Source organism: Streptomyces sp. NPDC059534 (genome assembly GCF_042743475.1).
Classification (GTDB): domain Bacteria; phylum Actinomycetota; class Actinomycetes; order Streptomycetales; family Streptomycetaceae; genus Streptomyces.
Map to the genome: position 1 here is coordinate 20,192 of NZ_JBHWAQ010000001.1, position 23,461 is coordinate 43,652.

Below are 23,461 nucleotides of genomic sequence, written 5' to 3' on the forward strand. Positions count from 1 at the left end.
CGGCCCCCGTTTTCCTATTTGCGCCGGGTGACGATCTTGTTGAGGTCGGAGGTCTCGTCCTGCAACTCCAGCTTCAGCTTGCGGAGTTCGCCGGTCAGGGCGTCGCGGTACTCCCACGTGTGGTGGGGCTTGCCGGCCACGGCCTTCTCGAGCCGGTTGAGAATCTCCTTGTTGTAGCCCTTCCCGTGCCGGCCCTTGTGGCCGGGAATCGAGACGATGTTCTCCTTGGAGGTCCTGACTTTCAGGTCGGGCTCCCCGGGAATGCTCGCCGCCTCGAAGATCGCATCGAACTTCGGCTTGTACTCCGGATCCTTGTCACTGGAGACGTGGTGGTCCTCGGGCTCCTCCACGGGCTTCGTGGGCTCGCGTCCCGAATCGAAGAACTGCTTCCGGGCCGCCGCGTCCCGTTCCTTCTTCTTCGCCTCCGTGCCGGCCCGTTCCTTCAGCCACGGGTTCGACGGGGACGGCACAGCCTTGCGCGGTGCGGCTCCCGTCTTCTCCTGCGTCGCCGTGCCGCTCTTGTCGGGCGGCTTGCCCGCTCCCCCGGCGGCGGTCTTGGGCTGCGCCGGCTCCGGGTCCTTCGGGACAGCCGGGACGAACTTGCCGTCGACCCAGTTGCCGTGGATCTTCTCCGTCCCGGGATCGGGGTCCGTGCGCGGCGGCGGAACCACCGCGGGCGGCTGCGGTTTCTCCTCGTGGGTGGCGTACACGTACACGCCGATCGCGATCGCGGCCAGCCCGATGGCGATGGCCCCCAGCTTCAGGGCCCCCGGGGCGACCCGGGCCACGACCACGGCCGCCTCCATCGTGGGCGCGGCCGCGGCGGCTGCCGCCGCGAACTTCCCGCCCTCGTCCACCAGTCGCCCGTCCGGGTCGTGGAACCGCACCGGCCCGCACCGCGCGTACGCGTAGCGGCACGGACCGTCCGCCAGTCCGGACGGGTCGCAGTTCGTCCAGCGGCCGAGCCAGGGGGCGTAGTAGCGGGCGCCATAGTAGGAGAGGCCGGTCTCGTCGTCGCGTTCCTTGCCGGTGTGGCGGTAGCGCTTGAGGCCGGTCTCGGCGGCGGTGCGGCCGGACTGGAAGGCGGTCGTGCCGTAGGGGTGGTACTCCTCGTGGCCCACCAGGGCGCCGTTCTCGTCGAGTTCGACGCAGACGGACTCCTGGTGGTCGGCGAGGCGGTAGCGGACGGCGGGCCGACCGGCGGGGAGGGTGGCCGTCTCCACGAGGGCCACGGGCTCGCCGGCGTCGCCGATGCGCAGGGTCTCGCGTTCGAGGACCGTGCCGCCCGCGCCGTACTCGCGGTAGAGCTCGAAGCCGCCGACGTAGCGGCGCTCGTTCTTGAGTGCCCCGGCCGCCGTCACGGTCACCTTGCGGACCCGTTCGCCCGCGGAGTCGTAGACGTAGTACGTCGTCTCGGGCGTGCCGGCGTTCACCACCTGCCGTGCGGTGGCGGCCAGACGGTCGCCGTGGTCCCAGCGCATCAGCGGCAGGTGCGGCATACGGGTCATGTCGCCGTGCGCGTCGTGGGCGTACCGGGCGCCGTAGCCGCCCTCCGTCGCGTAGTCGGGCAGGCCGCCGGTCTCGCCGGGCAGGCTGGTGGCGAGGAGCCGGTTGCTGTCGAGGGCGTACTGGTGGTGACGCCGCCACAGGGTGGGGCCCGGGGCCTCGACGTCGGTGCCCTCGTGGTGGGCGAGGTGCATGAGGTTGCCGACGGCGTCGTAGCGGTAGCGCTCGACGTAGCCGCGCAGCCCTTGGAGGTCGTGGGGGTGGACGCGGGCACCGGCGAAGGGGTGGTCCCGGTGGCCGCCGTCGGGCGGGTCCGGCAGGAAGCCCGTCTGGCCGGTGTGTTCGCGCCCGCTCGCGGCGACCAGCCGGTAGAGCGCGTCGTGGGTGCAGTCGCGGGCGGTGCCGACGCCCGTGATCGTGGCGAGTGCGGCGTCCTCGACGCGGGTGATGTTGCCGACCGGATCGCGGGTGTAGTGGAGGTCCTGCACCACGGACGCGTTCGTGAACAGCAGCGAGGCGGTGGCGTCGGGGTCGGCCGGCCGGGTGGTGCGCACGCCGGTGAGGTGGAAGGTGAGCGGGTCGTACGTGTACGCGCTGCGGGCACCGTTGCCGTAGGCCACACGGGTGCGCCGCCCGTGGGCGTCGTAGGCGACGTCGGTGACGAACGCGGTGGCCGCCGCGGCGCCGCGCAGCCGGACGTCGACGCGCTCGGGCATGCCCGCCTCGTTGTACGACCACTGGGTGACGCTGCCGTCGGGGGCCGTGGTCTCGACCGGACGGCCGAGGGCGTCGTACGCGGTGCTCGTGGTCGACGGCGGGCCCGGTTCGAGGAGCGGTTCGGCGAGCTCGGCGATCCGGTCCGGGTCGGTGAGGGGGCCGAGGGCGGACCAGTCCGGTGTGCCGGTGTGGTCGCGGGCGAAGCGGCGGGCGGTGGCGAGCAGGTTGCCCTGGAAGTCGTAGCGTTCGCTGGTCGTCACTCCGGCGCCGTCGTAGACGCGGAAGGCCCGGCCGCGCAGGTTCCGGTCCGGGTCGGGGTGCGTCTCGCCGTAGACCCGGTGCTCGACCAGTGTCTCGGGTGCCGGTGGGGTCGCGGGGTCGCGCAGGGCCCCGCCGAGGGTCGTGTCGCCGGCCGCGGTGACATACGTGCCGACGGGGCGGCGCATGGCGTCGTACGTCGTGCGGGTGCGGAATCCCCGCGCGTTCCAGGAGAAGAGGAGTGCGTCGGTCGCGTCCCGGAGGGCCCAGCGGTCGCCGGAGTCCGGGCCGTACTCGAAGAGCGCGCGCCCGGTCAGGTCGTAGCCGGGGCTGAAGCCGCTCGGGGACAGATTCTGCGGGTCGTCGAGGGGATGCGCCCCGGGTGGGAGGGGCGGGACGGTGTGCTGGAGGACCCGGTTGCCGCGTGGGTCCTGGATCCAGAGCGGAGCGCCCTCCACGTCCCGCCGGGTGAAGGTGACGTGCTTCTCGTCGACGCCGTCGAGCCTGTTGTGGGACATCGTCACGACGGTGTGGCCGAGGCTGTCGAGCAGCATCCGTACGGGGGTGCCGGCGTGGGCGGCGGCCTGCCGGGCCGCACGGCGTTCGGCGGGCAGGGCGGAGGTGCTCGTCCGCGCGTACCAGCCGTTGCCCGGTTCGAGGACGGTGTCGTTCTGGTCGTGGTCGGTGACGTGCCACGGCGAGAAGTCGACGCGGCGGTGGCTGCCGTCGGGGAGGTCGGTGCGGATCAGCCGCCCGATCGCGTCGTAGAAGTGCAGCGGGGTGACGCCGTGCTCGCCGGGTTCCTCGAAGCGGTGACCGCTCTCGGGCGGGCTGAAGTACGGCTCGTACCGCTTGACCGGGTTCCCCTTGTTGTTGACGACGGTCTTGCCGTCGGCGACCCAGCGCAGCGGGCCTCCCGGTTCGTCGGGTTCGGCCTGGACCTTCTTGACCAGGGGGTTGCCGACGCCGTCCGCGTAGAGGAAGGCGGCCTGCAGGGGGCTCTCGGCCCGCACGTCGGCGTGCCGTTCGCGGGTGAGCACGGCGGTGCAGGGCGGGTGCTGGGCCCAGACGACCTCGCCGTCGCGGAGTTCCTCGCCGAAGTGGCAGAGCCATCGGTTGCTCGCGCCGAGGAGCAGCGTGCGGGCGCGCTCGGGGTCGTAGTCGTCGGTGCCGAAGAAGGCGGTGAGAGCGGGGAGTTCGGGGTTGAGCACGGCCGGGTCGAGCCCCACCAGGTGGTCACCGGTGCCGTCCTTGCCGCCGCGCGCGTCCGCGGCCGGCAGGCCCAGGGCGTCGAAGCGGACCTCGGCGTGGTTGCCGTTGATGTCACGGATCTTGCGGGGCGCCATGACCCGGTAGTCGTGGGCGAGTACCTCGCTGCGGTTGCCGAGGGGGTCGGTGCTCGCCTTCACGGAGAGCCCGTACGGGTCGTGTTCGAGGCCGGTGCTGTTCCCGAAGGGGTCGGTCCGGCAGGTGGGCAGGAAGAACCGGCTCGCCGCGTCGGGGCCGTACTCGGCGCCTTCGGAGCAGCGCCAGTACCGGCCGGCGGCGTCCTCCCCGAGGAGCCGTACCGCGGCCGGGCCGCCGAGGTGGCCGCTGACGGCCCGGTCCGCCGCTGCGGCCCTGACCTCGGCGGTCGCCTTGTCACCCAGGACCGTCGTCAGCATCGCCTCGGTCCAGGCGAGGGTGTAGGTCCCGAACAGCACGGCGCGGGCGGTCAGGCCGCCCAGGGGCAGGGGCGCGGCGAGCGTCTCGTCGTAGAAGAGCGTGCGGACGAGTTCGAGGAGCCGCTTCTGCGGTGTCGTACGGTCGGGCAGCCGGTGGTGGTCGAGTTCGGCCACCGGGACGCCACCGCTCTGGTACCGCTCGCCGAGCCGGAAACGCCGCAGCCCCTCCGCGGTGACCCACCGGCCGTCGCCCGCCTGGGCCGGGCCGATCCCGGTCAGCTCGTACGTGCGTGTCTCGCAGGGCAGCGGGAGGCGGTGCCGGTCGGGGTCGGGCGGGAGCGGGTCGGTGGTGCGGCTCTCGGTGTAGGCGACGTGGATTTCGCCCTGGACGGCGGCGACGAGGGCCTCGGTGCCGGGTGGCAGGAGAGGATCGGCGAGGGGGACCGGCCGGGTGCGCGGGTAGGCGACGGCGACGGCCTGGAGGACGCTTCCGTACGGGTCGACGGTGAGGTTGAGGGTGTGGACGATCCGTGGATCGGGCGCGGGCGCGGACTCCGTGGCGCGCAGGTCGAGTTCGTAGTGGTGGGCGACGGTCTCGCTCTCGAACGTGTGGAAGACGGCGTGGTGCCGGCCGACGCGCGGCTGGACGAGGCGGATGCGGTGGGCGTGCGAGGTGGCGGCGAGGACGCGGACCGGGGCCGGGGGTCGCTCGCCGTCCGCCTCGGCGCCGAGGTCGAGTTCGTACGTCTCCTCGCGGAGGACCGCGCCGTGGAACGCCCGTACCGCTTCCCGCCGTTCTCCGGGGTCGAGCGGCAGGCTGCCGAGGTCGGGACTCGGCGACGCGTACTCGTCTGACGCCCGGAAGTACTCGTGCCGGAACGGGTGCAGGGGGTCCCCGCCCTCGACGGGCACCCCCGTGTGGTGCCAGGTGACCGTGTGTACGGGCGGCTGGTAGAGCCGGTGGTCGGCGGTGACGTACGGGCTGTCCGCGTTGGCCGCCGCGAACGTGCCGTAGTCCTCGACGTCGGTCCGCTCCACGCGGGCGAAGCCGCGGAACTCGCGCTCGGTCCCGTCGAAGCAGCCGTGGTGGTAGCTGTAGCGGCTGGTGAAGGCCGTACCGCGCCACTTGTCGCGCGTGGTCGTCCGCTCGACCACATGGACGGGGAAGGGCAGTCTGGTCGCCCAGGGGGTGCCCGCCCGCCGGTCGCGCAGGGCGAAGGCGGTGGAGGGCGCGTACGTGATCTCGGTCTCGGCGCCGAGGTTGTTGCGCACCCGGGTGAGGAGGTGGGGCTTCACCCCGCCCATCAGGTCGAGGTAGCGCAGGGGCCGGCGGCCGTCCGCCGGCAGGGGTGAGGACCACACCAGGCAGGCCGTGCCGTTGCCGAGCAGGTCGACGGCGAGAACGTCGGTGAGAGTGTCCGCCGGGGGCAGCGCCGGCAGCGGTACGGGCGGCGCGAAGTCGTTGCCCGACCGGTTGAAGTGGATCCGCGCACCGTCCGGGTGGAGGTGGAGGAGGTCGGTGGTGCCGGAGCCGTCGATGTCGGCGAGGAGGATGCGGCGCTGGTCGAAGCGGTCGGGGTGGTCGGACGGGGCGCCGGCCATCACGATCTTCGGGCCGAAGCGGCCGTGGCCCAGGTTAGGCCAGTAGCAGACCTCGCCGTTGCGGATGCGGACGAGATCACTGAGGCCGTCCCCGCTCATGTCGGCCAGGTGGACCGACTGTTCGGCGTCGGCGAGGACGAGCACCGGCCCGTGCTCCTCGTCCTGGGCACGCCTCTCGCGCCGCTCGGGACCGAAACCCTCCTCGCCGAGGGAGCGATGCCAGACCAGCGCGTCGTCCTCGGTCACGAGGACGTCGGCGAGTCCGTCGCCGTCCAGGTCGACGAACCGGAGGTTGGGATCGTTCCAGTCGCGGTCGGGCAGTGAGAGGAACGGGGTGTACGGCTCCCATGCGCCATCGGCGGCGCGTTCCTGGAACCCGGGGTCCGGCCCGGTGAAGCGAACGAGATCAGGGTGTCCGTCGCCCGCGAGGTCGAGGAACCGGGCTCCGGTGGCGAGGGCGAGGGACGGGCGGTTCAGGACGGCCTCGGCCGGCCCGAACCGGGCCTGGGATACCGGAGCGACCTGGGCGGACTCGGTGGCCGAGGGGGACCGGCCGCCTCCCGTGGGTGTGGCGGCGAGCGGGCTGAGGTTGCGCTTGTAGAACCATCCGCCACCCTGCTCGGTGAGGATGCCCGGCAGCCCCTCGCCGTCCAGGTCGACCCACGTGTGGCGGGTGCCGTCCAGGCCCGTGGGGAGTCCGTCCAGGCTCTCCTCGTCGAGTTCGCGGAGCGTGTGGTCGACGACCGCCTCGGAGTACTCGAACTCGACCGGGGGCAGGGCACGGGCCCGGTAGCCGTCGCCGTCGCGCTGGTAGCCGCGGTGGGTCGTCGCCGTGAGGGTGGCGTGCACGCCGTACGCGTACCGGAAGTCCTTCGAGCGGACGAGGCAGTCGGCTCCGACCTCCGGCTCGCCGGGAAAGTGATGGAACATCAGGACGCGTCGGCAGAGGCGGTGGGTCCGCACCTCGAAGCCGGAGCGGAAGGAGGAGAAGGGATCGGGGCGGGCGGCCCACGGTCCGGTGCCCTGCGGAGTGGGGGCGACCGGGTCGTGCTCGCCGTAGTCGAGGACGAGCTCGAAGTGCCACTGGTCGGCGGCGGGACGGGGGCGCCAGCCGGTGGCAGGGTCGAAGGAGGACGGCCAGGGGGTGCGGTTTCCGTAGCGGATCCGCTTGAGGTGGCGGTTGGCCACGCGCTGCCGGTGCCGCTCGTGGCCGGCTGCGGTGTCCACGCCCTCGTCGTCCTCGGGCCTGTAGCCGTACGCGACGAGATTGCCCCGGTCGTCGTGGCTCTCGCAGATCAGCCAGCTGAACACACGTGAGCCGTCTGCCGGGTCGGCGATCCGGGACTCCGGGGTGCGCCCGTACCAGGTGGTGACGTCGTCGCGGGAGATCGAGCGCCAGAAGACGTCGGTCGGATCCAGGATGCTCGTCCAGCGCTCGATGCGGGCGAAGAGGCCCTCGACGCGGGGCCGGTAGCGCCGGACGGTGTAACGGGTGCCGCCGACCGTGCGCGGCGGCAGCACTTCCGGCACCCAGCGGTCGCCGTCGCGGACGAGGACGGGTACGAGGTCCTCGGCGCCGGCCAGGATGAACACGTCGGAGTCGGCCGCGTCGTCGTACCGTGGCACGCCCTTGTCGGTTCTGCGGGTGATCGCGGAAAGCCCGAGGCTCCAGCCGAGCCCGAAGGGCCCGTTGCCCGCGCCCGAGTCGTAGCCGAGCGCAAGGTCGGGTCCGTAGCCCGAGCGCCCGGGAGTGGCCGCGACCGGCACGGTCATGGCACCGGTGCCGGTCACCGGATTGGCCGCGAACTTCTCACCCACGCCCTTGATCGCCCCGCCGCCCTTCGGCAGGCTCACGACGGGCGGACGCTGCGGCGCGGATGCAGGGGCACCCGTCGCCTCCGGCCCGACGCCGGCTGCACTCGTCGCGGATTCGCTGCTCATGGCCACCACAACCCCCGCCTGATCACCGGCCCAGGTACACGGAAGCTAGTACACCGACCCTTACCGCCGCATGCACGACATACACACCATTCGAAGCACACTCCCGCAGTCGCGCGCCCCAGCGCGCCGCACGCGCCCCGCCCCGTTCCGTTCCGTTCCGGAAGCCGTACAGGGCGGTCAGGAGGTGAAGGCATGCCACCCTGACCTCGGTCGGCCCGCCGGGCGGTCAGCCCGCTGCTGCGCTGCCAGGACGAGGCGGAGGACAGGCAGGCTGCCGGAGGCACGGACGCCTTCGCCGTAGGGGTTCCGTCCGAGGAGAGCTGAGGCCGCGTGTACGTCTCGCCCGCCGCGGCGCCTGCCCTCGCGGGGCGGGGCGGGGTGGGGTCAGGATTCGTCGGTCACGGTGTCACCGGAGGGCAGCGCCGCCCTTCTTCTGCGGATCACCACCACCGCGCACACCGCGAGGAGGAGGGCGGCCACGGCGGACAGACCAAAGGCCGTCCGCTCGGCGAAGAGCCGGCCCAGCACTTCGAGCACGCCCAGCCCGGCGGTCGCGTAGATCAGCGCCCAGACCGCTCCGCCCACGAACAGGGCGGGGAGGTAGCGCGGCAACGGCATGCGCATGCTGCCCGCGAGGAAGTTGGCGGCGGTCTGGAAACCGACGGTCAGGAAGGAGACGGCCACCACCGGCGCGCCCCACCGCTGGATCGCCCGCTCGGCACGCCGGAACTTCACCGAAGAGATCCGCCCCGCGAACCTGCTGCGCCGGGCACCGGCGGCGGCGAGCCACCCGACGGCGAACGTCCCTCCGGCACGCAGCAGGACGATGACGTACAGGGCTCCGGCCGTCAGCGCGATCCTATCCACGGCACCTCGTCCCGGGCGCCGGGCCGAAACCCGTAGCGCCCATCACCCGCATGGGCGTCCCGCCCCGCCGGGCGCACGACGCGCACAAGCCCCATCACCGTCTCTCACCTGCGCCCCGTCTCTGCCCGTTCCGTCCTCTACGTTCCCACCCGCGGCACCGGAACCAGAACCCGCACGCCGAGGGCCGCACATCAGGGAAGGCTAGCCTAACCGAACTCGGACGCGACGGATACAGCGCACCGGACCACCCGAGCACCGCCACTCGATCGGCAGTTCGTCGGACCGGGGGCGTGTGGTGCCGCGGGGGTCGGCGGCGCGTTCGCTGGCATTCCATTGCAACGCAGGGGTGGAGATTATTGCGTTAGGTCTCAAGGTGAATGCAATGAAATCTCCGCGTTCACCTGCGACTATGGAGATTTGACGCAACGAAGTCGTTGCTCGATCCTCGAACGCAACGTAGCGTTTCCCTTGTCAGAAACGGCGGGCGCGAGAGCGAAGGGCTCAAGCGTCCGGAAACAGAAGTCCGAGGAGCGCTTGTCCTGAACATCCAGGCCAGCACCTCCAACACCTCCACCACCACGGGAAGAAGGCACACCATGGCCACGACCACGACCGCTGTCACCCGCCCCGCCGCATGGACCGGCATGGTCTCCGTGGACGACACCGCGCTCGCGGTGACCGACACCGGCGGCTCCGGCCGCCCCGTGGTCTACCTGAACGGGTCGTACGCGGACCAGTCGCACTGGCGGCGCGTCATCACCGAACTCGGCGACGGCGACTACCGGCACATCACGTACGACGAGCGGGCCCGCGGCAAGTCGAAGGTCTCCGAGGACTACTCGTTCGAGGCGTGCCTGCGCGACCTCGACGCCGTGCTCACCGCCCGGGGGGTGGAGCGCCCGATCCTGGTGGGCTGGTCCTACGGCGCGATGCTCGCGGTGCACTGGGCCGCCCGGAACCCGGAGCGCGTCCTGGGGGTGGTGTCCGTGGACGGCGCCCTGCCGCACTCGTGGCTGGACGACGCCGCCAAGGCGCAGGTCCGCAAGCTGTTCCGCCGGCTGAGCCCGCTGTTCCCGATCGCCCGCCGGATCGGCATGGCGGCACGGATGAGCGCCGAGCAGCACGCGGAGATCAACATCGAGGTCAACGAGCTCTGCGCCCCCGCCGCCCTCGACCCGGTCTTCGACCGCCTGACGGTACCCACCCGGTACGTGCTCGCCACCGGCGGCAACCTGGGCGGCGACCCGGAGCTCATGGAGAGGATCCGCGGCAACCTCGACCCGGTTCGCGCCCGCAACCCGCACGTCCGGCTCAGCGCGAAGGTCGCGAGCAACCACTCCAAGATCCTGCGCAAGGACTTCCGCGCCGTCGCCGACGCGGCGCGCGAGATCGCCGCGACCGGCAAGCACGACGTCGGCTGAGCCGTGACGGACGGGAGGAGACCGCGCCACCGTCCTTCGGGACACCGGCACTCCGAGGCCGCGATGCAGAGACCCGGGGAGGACCGGTGCGAGGCATCGCCGTCACGATGGCGGGACCGTCTACGCCCTGGGTGCGGGTGCGTAGGTGAGGACCACGACACCGGTGTCGAGGGTCTCGGTGTGGAGGTGCTTCAGGCGGTGGAGGAGGCCGTCGGCGGCGAGGGTTCCGCCGCCGGCGATCACCGGGTGGACCCAGAAGTGGACCTCGTCCAGAAGGTCGTGCGCGAGCAGGGTCCTGGCGACGGGGCCGAATCCGTACATGAGGATGTCGCCGCCCGGCCGCTCCTTGAGTGCGGTGATCGCCTCGACGAACCCGTCCCGGGGGATGACGGTGGTGTCACCCCAGTCGCCTCCCGCGAGGGTCGTGGAGGCGACGTACTTGTCGATGGCGTTCATGCGGTCGGCGAACGCGTCGGATCCGGCGCGCTCCGACCACGCGGGAGCGAAGTTCTCGTATGTCTCGCGCCCCATCAGCAGCGCGTCGGCGGCGAACAGGAGCTTGTGCGCGTAGCGCTCCAGGTCGCCGCTCCAGTAGTCGAAGGACCACTGGTCGAGCTTCTCGATGTCACCGTCGAGGGAGACATACGTCGAGTTGATGATCTTACGCATGGCGGTTCGGCTCCTTGAGGGGTTACGCGGCCTTCGTCGGCCGGTAGTCGAGGACGATCGCGCCCGAGCTGAACGCCGCCGTGCCCGCGAGCGTCCAGGTCCGTCCGACGGCCCCGTCCGAGAAGAGGCGGCGGCCCGCACCGACGACGACCGGGTGGACGAAGAGCTTGAGCTCGTCCACGAGGTCGTGCGCGACGAGGTGGTCGACCAGGGTGGCGCTGCCGTACACGAGGAGGTCCTCGCCGGGTTCGGCCTTGAGCCGGGCGACCTGCTCGGTGAGGTCGCCCTGGAGGAGGACGGCGTTCCACTCCGCCGTGTCGAGCGTGGTGGTGGCGACGTACTTGGGGATGGAGTTCATGCGGGCCGTGAATCCGTCCGTCTCGTCACGGCTCGGCCACGCCTTGGCCATCTCCTCGTACGTCACGCGGCCCATCAGCAGTGCGCGGCTCGAAAGCAGCTGTCCGTACTGGTACTTGGCGTGCTCGTCGTTCCAGAAGGGGCCCGTCCACGAGGGCCTTTCGACCACACCGTCCAAGGACATGTACATCACGACGACGACCTTGCTCATGAGGCTGCTCCGTTCTCACACGACTGGCATCGGAGGCGCGTCCGTCGGACTCGGGCGCCTCAACCAGCATCCGAGAGCGGCGGATCGACCGACAAGACCGGAAGAGAGCACGCTCCGTTGAGCGTGGCTACACGAAGAGGAGAGGCATGCTCGAGCGACTCGAGCTGGAGGCGTTTCTCACACTGGCCGAGGAGCTGCATTTCGGCCGGACCGCCGAGCGTCTGCACGTGACGACGAGCCGGATCAGCCAGACCATCAGGAAACTGGAACGCCGCGTCGGAGCACCGCTGTTCACGCGCAACAGCCGCAAGGTGGCGCTGACCGACGTGGGCCGGACGCTCCGTGACGACCTGTTGCCCGCGTACGAGCAGATCGGCGCCGGGCTCGCGCAGGCGATCGCGAGCGGGCACCGGGTACGGATCAAGGGCGTGGTGCGGGTCGGCTGGTCCGCGCCGTGGTGCGGGAACCTCGTGGTGCGGGCCGCCGACCTGTTCCGGGCGCGGTATCCGGACTGCGAGGTCGAGATCCGGGAGATCCAGCTCCACGATCCGCTCGGCGGGATGCGCGCCGGAACCGTCGACGTACAGCTCAGCGAGTTCCCCGTGGTCGAGCCCGACATCACCACCGGGCGGCTGGTGTTCGCGGAACCCCGGTCGCTGATGGTCCCCGTCGGCCATCCGTTCGCCGGCCGGGATTCCGTGTCCGTCGAGGACCTCGCGGACACGGTGCTGGTCACCCTCGCCGACGCCCTCATCCCCCGCTACTGGATGGACCACTACTTCCCCCGCCGGACCCCCTCGGGCCGACCGGTCCCCCAGGGGCCCGCGACGACCTACTGGTCGGAGGTCCTGGTCCACGTCGCCTCCGGCGTCGGCGTGAGCACCGTCGCCGCCCGCGCCGAGCAGTTCTTCACCCGGCCGGGGATGGTCTTCGTACCTCTCCACGACGCCCCGACCGTCGACTACGGCCTGATGTGGCCCACCGCGGGCAGGAACCCGCTGGTGAGCCCGTTCCTGGACGTCGTCGACGAGCTCGCCCCACCGCCGGAGTACGAGGCCCCGCACCGCGGCTGAGGACGTCGGAGGGCAGCTCGGGACGTCGGAAGGGAGCGTTCGCGCCGTGGACCGGCATCCCGGAAGGGGCAGGCACCCTGGGTGCCGCTGATGGGGGGCCTCGGCCGTCCCCGGCGGCGCAGCACGCGCCGGATCGGGGACGAGGCGGCATAGTCGGGTTCATGCGCATTCTCATGGTGGGGGCAGGAGGGGTGGGCACGGCGATCACCAGGATCGCGGCCCGCCGTTCCTTCCTCGAGCACATGATCGTCGCCGACTACGACCTGACGCGGGCGGAGTCGGCGGTCGCCGCCCTGGGGGCGGACGGGCGCCGGTTCACCGCGGCCGAGCTCGACGCCTCGGATACGGCCGCGGTGCGGGCTGCCCTGGCCGAGCATCGCTGCGACGTCCTCCTCAACGCGACCGACCCCCGTTTCGTCATGTCGCTGTTCGACGCCGCGCTCGCCGAGCGCGTCCACTACCTCGACATGGCCATGTCCTTGTCCCGGCCGCACCCCTCCCGCCCGTACGAGGAGTGCGGGGTGAAGCTGGGAGACGAGCAGTTCGCACGGACGGCCGAATGGGAGGCGGCGGACCGGCTCGCTCTCGTGGGCATGGGTGTGGAACCGGGCCTCGCGGACGTCTTCGCGCGCTACGCGTCGGACGAACTCTTCGACGAGATCGAGGAGATCGGCATCCGTGACGGTGCGAGCCTGGTCGTCGAGGGATACGACTTCGCTCCGACCTTCAACATCTGGACGACGATCGAGGAGTGCCTGAATCCGCCCGTCGTCTACGAGGAGGGCCGCGGCTGGTTCACCACGCCGCCCTTCAGCGAGCCGGAGGTCTTCGACTTCCCGGCGGGCATCGGGCCGGTGGAGTGCGTGAACGTCGAGCACGAAGAGGTACTGCTGATCCCCCGCCGGGTCAAAGCCCGACGTGTCACCTTCAAGTACGGGCTCGGCGACGAGTTCATCGGCGTCCTGCGCACTCTCCACAAACTCGGCCTCGATCGCACGGACCCGGTGAGCGTGGACGGCTTCCAGGGCGGCGTCGTGGGCCGGGTCGCGGTCTCGCCGCGGAACGTGGTCGCCGCGTGCCTGCCCGATCCGGCGAGCCTCGGCGACCGCATGCGCGGCAAGACCTGCGCGGGCACGTGGGTGAAGGGAACCAAGGACGGGCGGCCCCGTGAGGTGTACCTGTACCACGTGGTCGACAACGAGTGGTCGATGCGCGAGTACGGCTCCCAGGCCGTCGTGTGGCAGACCGCGCTCAACCCCGTGGTCGCCCTCGAGCTCGTCGCGTCCGGGGTATGGCGGGGCCGTGGCGTACTCGGCCCGGAGGCGATGCCCCCGCTCCCCTTCCTCGACCTGCTGACGGACTACGAGGCGCCGTGGGACATGCGCGAGCAGTGACGATGCCGGTGGGGCGCCGCGGGCTCCTGCGCATGCACGCCCGATCGAGCCTCCCTACGATGAAGGCGTAGGTCTCGCTGTGCTGTCCGGCTCGACGGGAGCGAGGGAACATGGCCGCAGAGGATGCCGCGCCCGCCGGGCGACCCGTGGGTTTGAAGGCCAATGCCATCGGGTTCGTCGACGCCCTCGTCATCGGGCTCAACGCCACATCTCCCGCCTACTCCCTCGCGGCCGTGATCGGCCCCGTCGTCGCCCTGGTCGGGATCTACGCACCCGGTGTCATGGTCGCCTCCTTCGTCCCGATGCTGCTGATCGCGTCGGCGTTCTACTACCTGAACAAGGTCGACCAGGACTGCGGCACGACCTTCTCGTGGGTGACGCGCGCCATGGGCCCGTGGGCCGGCTGGCTCGGCGGATGGGCCATCACGATGACCGGAGTCCTGGTCGTCGGCTCGCTCGCCGACGTGGCCGTGAGCTTCGCCCTGCTCGCCTTCGGCCTGGACGGCTGGGTGGACAACACCTTCGTCCGCCAGCTGCTCACCGTGCTGCTCATCCTCGTCATGACGGCCGTGTGCGTCATCGGCACCGAGCTGTCGGCCAAGGTGCAGAACGTCCTGATCCTGGCCCAGGTCGCCTGTCTGCTGATCTTCGTGGGCGTGGCGCTGTACAGCGTCTACGGGGGCACGAGCAAGTACGACGCGGTGGAACCCTCACTCAGCTGGCTGAATCCGTTCGGCGCCGGTGGTGCCGCGCTCACGGGCGGGCTGCTTCTCGGCGTCTTCATCTACTGGGGCTGGGAGTCGGCGGTCAATCTCACCGAGGAGGTGGAGAACTCCGCGACCGCCCCCGGCAAGGCGGGGCTCTGGTCGACCGTCATCCTCCTGGTGACCTACGTGTCCGTGGGCTTCGCCGTCGTGGCGTACGCCGGTCCGACCTTCCTCGCCGAGAACGCGGACGAGGAGGAATTCGTCTTCGCCCAGCTCGCCACGGACGTCCTCGGCGGCTGGGACTGGATCCTGCTGCTCGCCGTCTCCACCTCCGCCATCGCCTCCACCCAGACGACGATCATCCCGGCCTCGCGTACGGCGCTGTCCATGGCCCGCCGCCGGGCGCTGCCCTCCCCGTACGGCCACATCAGCCCGCGCTTCCGCACTCCCGACGTGAGTACGTGGTGGGTCGCCGGCATCGCCATCGCCTGGTACCTCGCGGTGAGCCAGATCAGCTCCAACGCCCTGTTCGACTCGCTTACCGCGCTCTCGCTGCTCATCTCCTTCTACTACGCGCTCACGGGCATCGCCTGCGTGGTCTACTACCGCCGCCACCTCTTCGCGAGCGTCCACAACCTCCTGTTCATCGGGCTCGGCCCGCTGATCGGTTCCGGACTGCTCACATGGCTCCTGGTCCGGTCGGTCGCCGACATGTCCGATCCGGACAACTCCTACAGCGGCACCTCGTGGTTCGGCCTCGGCCCCCCGCTCGTGATCGGCCTCGGCATCGCCCTCGCTGGCGTGGTCATCATGATCGCGTGGCGGCTGCGGGCCCCCGCGTTCTGGCGGGAGCGCCCGAGCGTGGCCGACCCCGACCTGGTCCACCCCCACGGCCTTCGCAAGGAGTCCTGAGATGTCGGTCGTCCTGGGCTACGACGAATCCCCCGGCGCGGCCCGGGCGCTGCGCATCGCGGTCGAGGTGGCGGCGGCGTTCCACGAGCGGCTCGTGCTCGTCTACGGGGCAGCGGCCCCCGGCCCGGTCGGCGAGGAGTACGCGTCCCACTACAAGGCCATCCGCCAGGCCGGCCGCACCGGTCTGGAGCACGCGGTCACCGAGGCCGATCGGGCGGGCGTGCCGACCGTCGTCGAGGTGCTCGACGACAAGCCCGCCCAGGCCCTCATCGACGCGGCGACCCGCCACGCCGCGCGTGTCATCGTGGTCGGCAGCTGGGGCGAGAGCCCGATGCGTGGAGCGCTCCTGGGCTCGACCCCTCACAAGCTCCTGCACATGTCCACCGTCCCCGTGCTGTGCGTGCCTCCCGAGGAACCGGAGTGAGGCGCGGCCACACGAGACCGGGAGGCACCGGGGCTCGCACCGGTGTCCTCGGAGCTATCTCGTCCCCGTCAGGGTCGCGTAGACCACCGTGTTGGCCTGATAGCCGGTGTCGCTGCTCCAGTCGCCGCCGCAGGTGATCAGCCGCAGCTCGGGGCGGCCCGAACCGCCGTAGACCTTGTCGTCGGGGAACCGGTCCTTGGGATGGACCTCCACCGCGTCGACGGTGAAGAGGGCCGTACGGCCGTCGTCGCGGTCGATCTCGATCCCGGCGCCCCGGGAGAGGGTGGCGAGCCGGTGGAAGACGGCGGGGCCGAGCAGGGTGTCCACGTGTCCCGCCACGACGGCCGTGCCCGGCGCCCCGGGGGCCGTGCCGTCGGCGTACCAGCCGGCCACGGTGGGGTCCGTCGCGGGCGGGGGGCGCAGTGCCCCGGCGCCGTCCAGCTCCAGGGGGACGAGGGATACGTTCACCCCGATGGCCGGGATCCTGATCCGCGTCGCGTCGGACGCGGGCAGCGGCCGGGGTTTGGGGCGGTCCCGGTCGGCTCCGGCGGCGGGCCGGGCGAGCAGTGGTGCGGCCTGCGCCGTCGTCGGCGGCCGCGAGGCCCCGCCGTCCGGTACGTGGGCGAGCAGGACGACGCCGACGAGCGCCGTCCAGGCGAGCGCCCCGATCGAGGGGACGCGCCCGGACGGCGCTCTGCCGGGCTTCGGCCCGGAGCCGTGCTTCATGCGAATCGTGCCTTCGCTGGATGGCGTACCGGATCTCCTCGCGGAGCCGGAGCCCGAGCCCGAGCCCGAGCCGGAGGCGGAGCCGGAACCCGAGCCCGAGCCGTGGGCGTGCGGTGTGGGCTCAGGCGGCGTTCCGGGCGGCGGTGGCGCGGCGGCGCATCCTGATCAGGACGCCCGCGGTGGCGCCGCCGAGGAGCAGCGCGCCGAGAGCGTACGGGCTGCCGCCGTCGTCCCCGTCCGCGCCGGCGCCCGCGGCCCAGCCGAAGCCCGCTTCCACGGCACCGTGCGGCCGGCCGGAGATCTGGTAGGTGACGGTCTGCTTGATGCGGGGCGGGCACTTGAGGGTCACGGTGTCCGTGCCGGAGACGGCGTCCAGCGGGAGCGTGAACTCACCCACCAGGACGCCCTTCCGGTCGCCCGGCAGGAGGTGGAACTTACCGCCCGCCTCCGACTCGCCCTTGCCGTACGTCTCCTTGCCGCAGGCGGTGGTGCTGACGGTGACGGTGGTGCCGGGGGCCGCCTTCCCCGGATTGACCCGGACGTCGCCGCCGGGCGCCGCGACGGCGGAGGATACGGACAGGGCGAGGGCGCCCAGGACCAGGGCGAGCTGGGGACCCGTACGTGCGAGACGCATGCTTTTTCTCTCCTTCGGCGGAGCTTTCCTGGCCGGCTGGGCAGCGCGGCGCCTGTGCTGTGCTCCGTGCACGAGAAGATCCCCGACCGGAGAGCACCGCAACGGGAGAATCGCGCGCGATGTCCCCCGGTCGGGGCCTTGATCTTCTCTGCCGGCGATCATCTCCGCAGGTCACGGCGGCTTCATCGATGCTCGGGATCGGACGGCGTCCTGCGCGCGAACGGGCTAGACGAAGGGATCACGAGCGTCGTCGACGCTGCCTGGTCCTGCTCATGGCGACGACCTCCGGCCTCGCCGTGCCGGCCCATGAGAAGCCGTCAGCCCCGGCCCAGAATCGCCGCGAGGGCTTGCCGCAACGCCGCCTCGGGATCCGCCGACGCCTCCGCGGACCGCCATCCGACGAACCCGTCGGGACGGACCAGCACCGCGCCGTCCGCGGTGACGCCGTGGGCCTCCGCCCAGTCCGTGTCGCTCGCCGGGGAGAGCTCCGCGTCGGGCCCGTCGCCGATGCGGTACGAGTCGAGCGGCACCGACAGCTCGTGCCCGAGGCGTGTCGCCGCGGCGTGCCACCCGCCGGCGCCGTCCTCGGAACTCAGGAGCACCAGGGACCGCTCGTACAGGTCGAGGGTCGAGACCTCGGTACCGGCGCGGTTCAGCCACATGTGGGGTGCCCGGCTCCCGGGTTCGCCCGTCAACCGCAGTCCGTCGGACACGACCGGCTGGGTCGGGTCGGCGCCCAGGACGGCGCCCTGCGGATAGCGGTAGCCGAGCACCTCGTTGAGGATGCCGCCCTTTCCTCCCTTGGGGCTCCCGGATCCGGGCGCGGGGACGTACCCGGGGTGGCTGTGTTCCGCGGACCGTGCCGAGGCCCGGGCGCTCGTCACCTCCGCCACCGGCCGACGCTCCGCGTCGTAGGACGCGAGCAGGTCGGGGCCGGCCCAGCCGCCCAGGACGGCGGCGAGCTTCCAGGCGAGGTTGTGCGCGTCCTGGATACCGGTGTTGGAGCCGAACGCCCCGGTGGGCGGCATCTCGTGGGCGGAGTCGCCGACGAGGAACACCCGGCCGTCCGCGTACCGTTCGGCGATCCTCTGGGCCGCGTGCCACGGAGCTCTGCCCGTGATCTCCACATCGAGGTCCGGCACGCCGACGGCCCGCCGGATGTGTTCCCTGCACCGCTCGTCGGTGAACTCCTCGAGCGTCTCGCCGTGTTCGGGGTGCCAGGGAGCGTGGAACACCCAGCGCTCCCGGTTGTCCACCGGCAGCAGGGCCCCGTCGGCCTCCGGGTTCGTCAGGTAGCCGACGATGAAGCGCCGGTCGCCGACGACGTCCGCGAGGCCGCGGGAGACGAAGGTGACGCTGACGTTGTGGAACAGGTCGCCCTGACCGCTCTGCCCGATGCCGAGCCGCTCGCGAACCGGGCTCCGCGGGCCGTCCGCCGCGACGAGATAGTCCGCGCGGATGGTGGTGTGCTCACCGCTGTCGCGGCTCTTGACCTGCGCGGTCACTCCTTCGGCATCCTGCTCGAAGGACATCAGCTCCGTCGCGAACCGCAGATCTCCGCCCAACTCCCCGGCGTGCCTGAGCAGCACCGGTTCGAGGTCGTTCTGGCTGCACAGGCACCACCCGGCGGGGCTGAAGCGGGCCAGCCCGCCACCGGGGTCGATCTCCTTGAACAGCCACTCGCCGACATCGCCCACCAGGCTCGGCGTCTGCAGGATGCCGTTGTTGCGCGCCAGGACCGACGCGGCCTCCTGGATGGACCGGGTGACGCCGGCTCCGCGGAAGAGCTCCATCGTGCGTACGTTGTTGCCGCGTCCGCGCGGGTGAATCGAGGTGCCCGAATGGCGCTCGACCAGTGTGTGCGGCACTCCGAGACGCCCCAGGAACAACGAGGTGGAAAGGCCCACCAGTGAGCCGCCGACGATGAGTACGGGCGTGCGGTGACCGGTTGCCTCTCCGGCCACTTCGTATCGGTTCATTTTTCGTCTCCGGCGTCACCTGCGACGCGAAATCGGGGATGGGAAGCAGATTCATTCCCTTCGGGGACGGATCCCCGTGCCGAGGGCACCCGGATGACACGCGGTTCACTCATCCGCTCCATGGGACTCGCGCGCTGTCGGCGCTCCTGTCAACGATCAACCCATGACGACCCCGGCGTGTCGGTCACGCAGGTCGTCCCCACCCCACCCACCGAGAAGAGAAGAGGTGTGCCGGATGGCCCCCTCGGGACGCATCTCGCAGTCTGTGTTCGACGGCTCCAGGCTGCGGGTGATCCTGCTGCTCGACCTGTACGAAGGAGCTCAGCAGCAGTTCCTCGACGCGTACGAACTCATGCGCAAGCAGGTCGCCTCCGTTCCCGGTCACATCAGTGACCAGCTGTGCCAGTCCATCGAGAACCCCTCGCAGTGGCTCATCACCAGCGAGTGGGAGAGCGCGCCGCCGTTCCTCGCGTGGGTGAACAGCGAGGAGCACGTCGAGACCGTCAAGCCGATGCACAGCTGCGTCCGGGACACCCGCTCGATGCGCTACAGCATCCTCCGGGAGACCAGCCCCGGTCAGCCGGCCTCGGCGGCCGCGGCGTCGGCGAGCGTGCAGGTGGAGGCCCGCGTGGGCGACGGTGTCGCACGCCACGCCCTCACCTTCACCGTCAAGCCGGGTTCCGAGTCGAAGGTGGCGGAGATCCTGGCCGGGTACCAGTCGCCCCAGGCCCAGGTCGACGAGACCACACGGCTGCGCCGCACCTCCCTCTTCATGCACGGCAACCGTGTCGTGCGCGCCGTGGAGGTGGAAGGCGACCTGCTCGTGGCGCTGCGGCACGTCGCCCGTCAGCCCGAGGTACGCGCGGTCGAGGAGGCCATCAACCCGTACCTGGAGCAGGACCGGGACCTGACCGACCCCGAGTCGGCCCGAGTGTTCTTCACCCGGGCGGCGCTGCCGGCCGTCCACCACGTGGTGTCCGACCGGCCGACGCCGGCCGGCCTGCGGCGGCACGCGCTGTACTACCCGGCCAAGGAGGGCCGCGGGATGGAGCTCGCCCGGCTGCTCGCCCATCAGGACCGGGCCGCGGCGGACGATCCGAAGAGCCCGGTGCACAGCAGCACCGTGTTCCAGCGCGACGACATCGTGGTGCGCCTCATCGACGTCACCGGCGAACTCGACCTCGACCCCGTCGCCTCCCTCGGGCTCCGGGGCGCCGGGAAGGCCGCGGAGCTGGAGCGTCTCCTGGACGGCGCCGCGATCGGCGTCGAGGGCTCCCTGGAGACGGAGCGCAACGTCAACCGGCTTCTGTCGCACGCCGACATGCTGCCCGTCACGGACCGCTCCGCGAACTCCTGACGGGCCGGTCGCGGCTCCCACCGCGGTCGCTCCCCAGCACGTCACTGCCACATCTGGAGGTATCAACCATGCTCAAGCCACGGATCGTGAACCTGAGCGAGACGGAACCCAACCGCAGGCGGGGAGGTGACCTGCGGGCCATGCTCACGCCGGCCACGGTGGGTGCCACCAGCGGCTTCATGGGCCTGGCCATCGTCCAGCCGGGCGAGCGCATCGGCGAGCACTACCACCCGTACTCCGAGGAGTTCGTGTACGTCGTCTCGGGCGCGCTGGAGGTGGACCTGGACGGCGACACGTACGCGCTCCAGCCCGATCAGGGGCTTCTGATCCCGATCGACGTGCGGCACCGCTTCCGCAACGTGGGAGACGTGGAGGCCCGCATGGTCTTCCACCTGGGCCCGCTCGCCCCCCGGCCGAGCCTCGGTCACGTCGACACGGAGGTCACCGACGAGGCGCAGCTCGCCGCCGCCGGCCCGCACCTGACCGTGGGCGACCCGGGACTGGTGTCCGAGCGAAGCGGGGCCATCGAGTGACCCGGCGAGTGGCCGTCACCGGTATCGGTGTGGTCGCTCCGGGCGGCACCGGAGCGAAGGCGTTCTGGGACCTCCTCACCGCCGGCCGTACCGCGACCCGTGGCATCACCCTGTTCGACCCGGTGGGGCTGCGCTCCCGCATCGCCGCCGAGTGCGACTTCGACCCGGCGGACCACGGGCTGGACGGGGACCTGAGCCGCCACGCCGACCGGTACATCCAGTTCGCCGTCGTCGCGGCCGGGGAAGCCGTCCGCGACGCCGGCCTCGACACCGACACCGAAGACCCCTGGCGCGTCGCCGTCTCCCTGGGCAGCGCCGTCGGCGGCACCACCCGGCTCGAACACGACTACGTCCTGGTCAGCGAGGGCGGGCGACGCTGGGACGTGGACCACCGCGCAGCCGACCCCAAGCTGCACCTGGCGTTCTCGCCGAGCACGCTCGCCTCGGTCGTGGCCGAGCAGTTCGGCGCCCGCGGCCCGGTGCAGACCGTCTCCACCGGATGCACCTCCGGCCTCGACGCCATCGGCTACGCGTTCCACACCATCGAGGAAGGCCGGGCGGACGTCTGCATCGCGGGCGCTTCGGACTCCCCGATCTCCCCGATCACGATGGCCTGCTTCGACGCCATCAAGGCCACGTCACCCGACAACGACGACCCGGAGCACGCCTCCAGGCCCTTCGACAACAACCGCAACGGTTTCGTCATGGGCGAAGGCGCGGCCGTCCTCATCCTGGAGGAGTACGAGCACGCCCGGGCCCGCGGTGCGCACATCTACTGCGAGATCGGCGGTTACGCCACCTTCGGCAACGCGTACCACATGACCGGTCTGACCGGCGAGGGGCTGGAGATGTCCCGGGCGATCGACTCCACGCTCGACCAGGCCCGGCTCGACCCCACGCTGATCGACTACGTCAACGCGCACGGCTCGGGCACCCGGCAGAACGACCGGCACGAGACCGCCGCCGTGAAGCGGTCCCTGGGGGCGCACGCCTACGCCACGCCCATGAGCTCCATCAAATCCATGGTGGGGCACTCCCTCGGCGCGATCGGCGCGATCGAGGTGGCCGCCTGCGTCCTCGCGCTGAAGCACCAGGTGGTCCCTCCGACGGCGAACTACGAAACCCCCGACCCCGAGTGCGACCTGGACTACGTACCGCGCACCGCCCGCCCCCGGAAGCTCAGGAACGTGCTCTCCGTGGGCAGCGGCTTCGGCGGCTTCCAGTCCGCGGTCCTCCTCACGGGGCCGGGTGGGAGGACACGATGAGCACTGAGCGCCCACGGCGCGTGGCCATCACCGGCATCGGTGTGATCGCCCCCAACGGATTGCGTGCCGACGCGTACTGGAAATCCGTCCGGGAAGGGCTCGGCGTACTGGACCGGATCACCCGGGAGGGTTGCGAGGACCTGCCGCTCAAGGTGGCGGGCGAGGTCCGGGGCTTCGACGCCTCCGCGCTGATCGAAGATCGTTTCCTCGTCCAGACCGACCGTTTCAGCCACTATGCGATGGCGGCGGCCCAGCTCGCCCTCGACGACGCCGCTCTCGGCCACGACGCCCCGGAGGAGCCCTTCTCGATCGGCGTCGTGACCGCGGCCGGCTCCGGCGGTGGCGAGTTCGGCCAGCGAGAGCTCCAGAAGCTGTGGGGCCAGGGATCCAAGTTCGTCGGGCCGTACCAGTCCATCGCCTGGTTCTACGCCGCGAGCACCGGCCAGATCTCCATCCGGAGCGGGTTCAAGGGGCCGTGCGGTGTGGTCGCGAGCGACGAGGCCGGGGGCCTGGACGGCCTCGCCCACGCCGCCCGGGCCGTACGGCGTGGCACCGGCGCGGTGATAGTCGGAGCGGCGGAGGCGCCCCTCGCCCCGTACTCGATGGTGTGCCAGCTCGGATACCCGGAGCTCAGCACCGTCGAGGACCCGGACCGGGCCTACCGGCCGTTCACCGCGGCGGCCTGCGGCTTCGTCCCCGCGGAGGGCGGCGCGATGCTCGTCGTGGAGGACGAGTCCCGCGCCCGCGACCGAGGGGCGACCGTCCGGGCCTACGTGGCCGGCCACGGCGCCACGTTCACCGGCGCCTCCCGGTGGGAGGAGTCCCGGGAGGGACTCGCCCGCGCCATCCGCGTCGCCCTCGACGAGGCCGAGTGCGCCCCGGAGGAGGTCGACGTCGTCTTCGCCGACGCCCTGGGCGTACCGGAGGCGGACCGCGCCGAGGCGCTGGCGATCGCCGACGCCCTGGGAGCACACGCCGCCCGGGTACCCGTCACGGCGCCCAAGACGGGCATCGGCCGCGCCTACTGCGGCGCGCCCGTCCTGGACACCGCCGCCGCGGTCTTCGCGATGGAGCACGGCCTGGTCCCGCCCACTCCCAACGTGTTCGACATCTGCCACGACCTCGATCTGGTGATGTCCCGCGCTCGCCCCGCCGAGCTGCGCACGGCCCTCGTCCTCAGCCGGGGACTCATGGGATCCAACGCGGCGCTGGTCGTGCGCCGCGGCGACGACTCCGCCCGGTAG

General features: G+C 71.6%; 16 protein-coding genes. 9 read left to right on the plus strand and 7 right to left on the minus strand.

Annotated elements, in window-relative coordinates; translation table 11 throughout:
* Window positions 1-14: 14 nt before the first annotated feature.
* Window positions 15-7,601: a SpvB/TcaC N-terminal domain-containing protein gene (locus ACFVZH_RS00055; protein ID WP_384890599.1), complete on the minus strand. Its 7,587-nt coding sequence runs from the start codon at window positions 7,599-7,601 to the stop codon at window positions 15-17.
* A 471-nt stretch (window positions 7,602-8,072) separates the two neighbouring features.
* Entirely contained in the window at window positions 8,073-8,555 is a 483-nt protein-coding gene (locus tag ACFVZH_RS00060) for a DedA family protein (protein ID WP_384890602.1), read from the minus strand.
* A 596-nt stretch (window positions 8,556-9,151) separates the two neighbouring features.
* Between ACFVZH_RS00060 and ACFVZH_RS00065 the strand changes: the two genes are divergently transcribed.
* Window positions 9,152-9,976 (plus strand): alpha/beta fold hydrolase, encoded by an 825-nt coding sequence (locus ACFVZH_RS00065; RefSeq protein WP_384890605.1) that lies wholly within the window; start codon window positions 9,152-9,154, stop codon window positions 9,974-9,976.
* A 120-nt stretch (window positions 9,977-10,096) separates the two neighbouring features.
* On the opposite strand, the gene ACFVZH_RS00070 is transcribed toward ACFVZH_RS00065, so the two are convergent.
* Together ACFVZH_RS00070 and ACFVZH_RS00075 are read right to left on the minus strand one after the other, a co-directional pair.
* Window positions 10,097-10,645: a dihydrofolate reductase family protein gene (locus ACFVZH_RS00070; RefSeq protein WP_384890608.1), complete on the minus strand. Its 549-nt coding sequence runs from the start codon at window positions 10,643-10,645 to the stop codon at window positions 10,097-10,099.
* Window positions 10,646-10,667: 22 nt separating this feature from the next.
* Window positions 10,668-11,213, minus strand: coding sequence for a dihydrofolate reductase family protein (locus tag ACFVZH_RS00075; RefSeq protein ID WP_384890611.1), 546 nt, complete (start codon window positions 11,211-11,213; stop codon window positions 10,668-10,670).
* 146 nt (window positions 11,214-11,359) lie between these two features.
* On the opposite strand from ACFVZH_RS00075, the gene ACFVZH_RS00080 reads away from it, so the two are divergent.
* The 4 genes from ACFVZH_RS00080 to ACFVZH_RS00095 all read left to right on the plus strand — a co-directional run bounded on the left by ACFVZH_RS00080 (window position 11,360) and on the right by ACFVZH_RS00095 (window position 15,723).
* Complete coding sequence (locus ACFVZH_RS00080; protein WP_384890614.1) at window positions 11,360-12,286, plus strand: LysR family transcriptional regulator; 927 nt, start codon at window positions 11,360-11,362, stop codon at window positions 12,284-12,286.
* A 161-nt stretch (window positions 12,287-12,447) separates the two neighbouring features.
* Window positions 12,448-13,680 (plus strand): saccharopine dehydrogenase family protein, encoded by a 1,233-nt coding sequence (locus ACFVZH_RS00085; protein ID WP_384890617.1) that lies wholly within the window; start codon window positions 12,448-12,450, stop codon window positions 13,678-13,680.
* Window positions 13,681-13,790: 110 nt separating this feature from the next.
* On the plus strand, window positions 13,791-15,299 hold the full coding sequence (locus ACFVZH_RS00090) for an APC family permease (RefSeq protein ID WP_384890619.1): 1,509 nt from the start codon (window positions 13,791-13,793) through the stop codon (window positions 15,297-15,299).
* 1 nt (window position 15,300) lies between these two features.
* Window positions 15,301-15,723: a universal stress protein gene (locus ACFVZH_RS00095; protein ID WP_384890622.1), complete on the plus strand. Its 423-nt coding sequence runs from the start codon at window positions 15,301-15,303 to the stop codon at window positions 15,721-15,723.
* A 54-nt stretch (window positions 15,724-15,777) separates the two neighbouring features.
* Here ACFVZH_RS00095 and ACFVZH_RS00100 read toward each other — a convergent pair whose 3' ends face one another.
* The 3 genes from ACFVZH_RS00100 to ACFVZH_RS00110 form a co-directional block, all read right to left on the minus strand.
* Complete coding sequence (locus tag ACFVZH_RS00100; protein ID WP_384890625.1) at window positions 15,778-16,449, minus strand: class F sortase; 672 nt, start codon at window positions 16,447-16,449, stop codon at window positions 15,778-15,780.
* Window positions 16,450-16,570: 121 nt separating this feature from the next.
* Window positions 16,571-17,083: a sortase gene (locus ACFVZH_RS00105; RefSeq protein ID WP_384890628.1), complete on the minus strand. Its 513-nt coding sequence runs from the start codon at window positions 17,081-17,083 to the stop codon at window positions 16,571-16,573.
* 317 nt (window positions 17,084-17,400) lie between these two features.
* Entirely contained in the window at window positions 17,401-19,062 is a 1,662-nt protein-coding gene (locus tag ACFVZH_RS00110) for an FAD-dependent oxidoreductase (protein WP_384890631.1), read from the minus strand.
* Window positions 19,063-19,297: 235 nt separating this feature from the next.
* Here ACFVZH_RS00110 and ACFVZH_RS00115 point away from each other — a divergent pair, with 235 nt between their 5' ends.
* The 4 genes from ACFVZH_RS00115 to ACFVZH_RS00130 all read left to right on the plus strand — a co-directional run bounded on the left by ACFVZH_RS00115 (window position 19,298) and on the right by ACFVZH_RS00130 (window position 23,461).
* A complete protein-coding gene (locus tag ACFVZH_RS00115; RefSeq protein ID WP_384890633.1) occupies window positions 19,298-20,419 on the plus strand; it encodes a SchA/CurD-like domain-containing protein in 1,122 nt (373 codons plus the stop codon).
* Between the two features lie 68 nt (window positions 20,420-20,487).
* Window positions 20,488-20,952 carry a cupin domain-containing protein gene (locus ACFVZH_RS00120; protein ID WP_384890636.1) on the plus strand — a complete coding sequence of 155 codons (465 nt, stop codon included), beginning with the start codon at window positions 20,488-20,490 and terminating at the stop codon, window positions 20,950-20,952.
* Window positions 20,949-22,217, plus strand: coding sequence for a beta-ketoacyl-[acyl-carrier-protein] synthase family protein (locus ACFVZH_RS00125; protein ID WP_384890639.1), 1,269 nt, complete (start codon window positions 20,949-20,951; stop codon window positions 22,215-22,217). Before ACFVZH_RS00120 ends, ACFVZH_RS00125 begins: the two co-directional genes overlap by 4 nt.
* Window positions 22,214-23,461 carry a ketosynthase chain-length factor gene (locus ACFVZH_RS00130; protein WP_384890640.1) on the plus strand — a complete coding sequence of 416 codons (1,248 nt, stop codon included), beginning with the start codon at window positions 22,214-22,216 and terminating at the stop codon, window positions 23,459-23,461. The genes ACFVZH_RS00125 and ACFVZH_RS00130 overlap by 4 nt, the downstream gene beginning before the upstream one ends.